This is a genomic window from Sporosarcina sp. E16_3 (assembly GCF_017347125.1).
In the GTDB taxonomy this organism is placed as follows: domain Bacteria; phylum Bacillota; class Bacilli; order Bacillales_A; family Planococcaceae; genus Sporosarcina.
Map to the genome: position 1 here is coordinate 1 of NZ_JADPRX010000080.1, position 1,036 is coordinate 1,036.

Genomic DNA, 1,036 nt, shown 5'->3' on the forward strand with positions numbered 1-1,036 from the left:
AAATGGCTGAACAATGTGCATACGAAACAAACCGACCAATGGATTAAAGAGGTTTCGAGTAAAGCCGTTAAAAAAGCCATTATGAACGGAGATAGGGCATTTAAGAACTTTTTTAAAGGATTGGCCAAATTTCCACGCTTCAAAAAGAAGAACAATCAAGATGTGAAAGCTTATTTTCCGAAAAATAATGCGACAGACTTAATCGTCGAACGTCATCGAATTAAAATTCCAACGTTTGGATGGGTGCGATTAAAGGAATTTGGTTATATTCCAACAGATGCAGCAGTCATAAATTGTACACTGTCACAAAAAGCCGGTCGCTATTTTATCTCTGTTTTGTGCGACGTTGAAAAAAGTGAAGCAGAATACAAGAGTGAAACGGACGGAATCGGCGTAGACCTTGGTCTTAAAGAGTTCGCGGTTTGCAGTAACCACCTTTTCTTTGGCACTATTAATAAGCAAGAACGAATCATCAAGTTGGAAAAGCGCTTGAAACGGCAACAACGGAAACTAAGTAGAAGTTACGAACAAAATAAAAATCGAAAGAGAGGTGAATTCTGCGCTAAAAACAGGCAAAAACAACTGTTGGTTGTTCAAAAATTGCACGCTAGACTCGCAAATGTTAGAAAAGAGTATATTCGATTTGTTGTGAGCGTACTGGTGAAAACCAAACCAGTATTTATCGCCATCGAAGATTTAAACGTCAAAGGCATGATGAAAAACCGCCATTTATCCCGCGCAATTGGCCAACAAAACTTCAGGCAGTTCAGGGAATGGCTCATCGCGAAGTGTTTAGAAATCGGAATTGAAGTTCGTCTCGTCGATCGCTGGTTCCCCTCTTCTAAATGCTGTTCGAGCTGTGGTGAGAAAAATGTTTCTTTATCCCTCGCCGATCGTATTTTCACTTGTGGAAATTGCGGGTTGGAAATGGATCGGGATTTCAATGCGAGTTTAAATCTGAAATATACGAAGGAATACACGGTTGTGACAAAATGAGAACCGCGTATCAATAGGGTGGGCTACATCCAAATTTACG

General features: G+C 40.2%; 1 protein-coding gene. It reads left to right on the plus strand.

Annotated features, from left to right (window positions below; translation table 11 throughout):
• Positions 1–996: RNA-guided endonuclease InsQ/TnpB family protein (locus I2483_RS19190; RefSeq protein WP_207278650.1), on the plus strand; the 996-nt coding region annotated here is incomplete at its 5' end.
• Positions 997–1,036: the final 40 nt, after the last annotated feature.